Genomic DNA, 2632 nt, shown 5'->3' on the forward strand with positions numbered 1-2632 from the left:
GCCGAATCCGTCATAGGAACCAGCGATCTGGGAAAGATACTGTATGGAGTTGATAGACCCATCATGGCAGATTTGATAGTGGATGGGTCCATGGAAAGCATTGTTGCCGATTTGTATGAGAATCGGTATCGAAGTTCCTTAATCATTCCCGATGCATATGAGGCAGAAGGATTCTTTCCGAATCTCGGCGCTGCGGGCCGCTGGCTGTTTTTCACCGCCGCACCACTAAGGGATGAAGATGGAGTCGTTGTTGGGGCCATTGAAACACTTCAGGATATTACGGAGCGCAAGGTCGCTGAGTCAGCATTGATGAAGGCCCAGCTGGAAGTGGAAGATATGGTGACGCAGCGTACCGCCCAACTGGCCGAGGTCAATGATGCTTTGAGACAAGATGTAGTGCGACGTGAGTCGGTTGAGTTGGAACTGCTGAATCGGAATCTGGAACTGAGCGCCCTCAATGAAAAACTTTCAACAGCTCAAGAACACTTGGTGCAGTCAGAGAAGCTTGCTTCCATTGGATTGCTTGCGGCAGGGGTGGCGCATGAAATCAATAATCCAATCGGATACGTATTCTCCAATTTCGGAATGCTGGAAGAATATCTGGAGAAATTATTTCAAATGTTGCGAGCATATGAAATGGCATGTGACGTGCAGATTGCACCGGAGGCGTTGCGAGCACTGCAAGCCAAGAAACTGGAAATGGAGATTGATTTTTTGAAAGAAGATATTCCGAATCTGATGAGGGAGTCCAAAGAAGGTATTGCAAGAGTGCGAAAGATTGTGCAAGACCTAAAAGACTTCTCGCACGTGGATGCTAAACCGCAATGGCAATTTGCCGATCTCAACCGAGGAATTGAGTCTACGCTGAACGTGGTGAACAACGAAGTCAAGTACAAGGCAGATATCGTAAAGGAATATGGCGACATTCCCGAAGTTCAGTGCATGCCGTCTGAAATAAATCAGGTTGTCATGAATCTGGTTGTCAATGCCGCACACGCGATTGGACCGAATCGAGGAAAAATTTTCATTCGGTCCGGCGTTGGCAATGCCAAAGCTCAAGGCACTCCTGAACTTAAGGTCAATAACAGTGTTTGGATAGAAATAGCGGATACAGGTAGTGGTATTCCAAAGGATGTCGTACCACGGATATTCGATCCATTTTTCACGACTAAACCTGTGGGCAAGGGCACAGGTCTTGGACTTTCACTGTCTTATGGAATCATTCAGAAACACCACGGAAGAATTGAAGTAGATACTGAAGTTGGAAAGGGAACAACCTTCCGCATTACGTTGCCACTGGTGCAGAGTGATCAGGTTGTCCAGTCCAAGGAGACCAAGCAGTGATGTTGGAATCCACGGTATCAGTTCCGATGAATATATTGTGCGTTGATGACGAGATGAATATATTGTCGTCACTAAGACGGTTGCTGCGTCCCCATGGGTTTCAGATTTTTACGGCTGAAAGTGGTGTGGCCGGAATCGGCATCCTGGAATCAAATGCCATTGATTTGGTTATTTCAGACATGCGAATGCCAGAAATGGATGGTGCGCATTTCCTGGAAATAGTGCGGGGTCGGTGGCCGGACACCACGCGTTTGCTCCTGACGGGCTATGCAGATGTGGACGACATCATGAGTTCGGTCAATCGTGGCGAGATCTACCGCTACATTACCAAGCCTTGGAATGACCACGATTTGATATTAATTGTCAAACAAGCTCTGGAACGAAAGGCCTTGGAGCTGCAAAAGCGTCAGCTGGAAAAGCAGATTGCAGCACAGAATGAAGAGCTCAAAGTTCTCAATGCAGGGCTAGAAGTGCGGGTTCAGGAACGTACCGCAGAGCTGCAGGTGGCGCACGCAAAGCTGAAGAGCAACTACCTCAATTCCATCAAGGTTTTTTCCAGTCTCATGGAATTGCGTGGACGCAGTCTTTCGGGACATTCGCGTCAGGTCGCAGATTTGGCTAGACGCACTGCAGTAACCATGGGTTTGAATGAAAAGCAGCAGCAGGAAATTTTTGTCGCGGGTCTCCTGCATGACATTGGACTGATCGGATTGGCGGACAGCATTCTTACTCGCCCGGTGGGCCGCCTTACAGAAGAGGAGATGTTGCAGTATCGACGTCACCCGGCTTGGGGGGAACAAGCGCTTCTCTCACAGGAGGATATGCAGGGAGTAGCGAGCCTCATTCGCTGGCACCACGAGCGGCACGATGGAAAAGGGTTTCCTGATGGACTGGCAGGTGACCGTATCCCCCTGTCCGCGGCTATATTGATTGTGGTTGAAGCTTATATGGACATGCAGTCCGGGAACTTGAGCACATCGAAACTCACGGCGGCTGAGGCTCGTTCGATGATTTTGCATGGACGTGGCAATCAGTTCAATCCGGAAGTGGTGGACGTCTTTTTGCAGGTATTGATTAAAGCCACTCCCAACAACGAAGTTGCTTCGGTGGTACTTGGTGTTGATGAGCTGCGTCCTGGTATGGTCGTTGCCAAGGACCTGACTACCCGAGATGGAATCGTTTTGCTGAGTGCGGAACACGTATTGACCGAAAAGTTGATATCGCTGCTGCGCCAGCGAGAATCAAAGGACGAAGAAGAGTTGCGTGTGGCGATTAAATTGACATCGCG

General features: G+C 49.2%; 2 protein-coding genes. Both read left to right on the plus strand.

What is annotated here, in order from left to right; genetic code table 11:
• Window positions 1-1344: ATP-binding protein (locus tag AC1RMF_RS26420; RefSeq protein ID WP_493145501.1), on the plus strand; the 1344-nt coding region annotated here is incomplete at its 5' end.
• The coding region (gene nosR, locus AC1RMF_RS26425) for a response regulator c-di-GMP phosphodiesterase, NosR family (RefSeq protein ID WP_493145502.1) at window positions 1344-2632 on the plus strand (1289 nt) is incomplete at its 3' end. The genes AC1RMF_RS26420 and nosR, both read left to right, overlap by 1 nt.

It is taken from the genome of Rhodoferax sp. GW822-FHT04A08, from assembly GCF_058801025.1.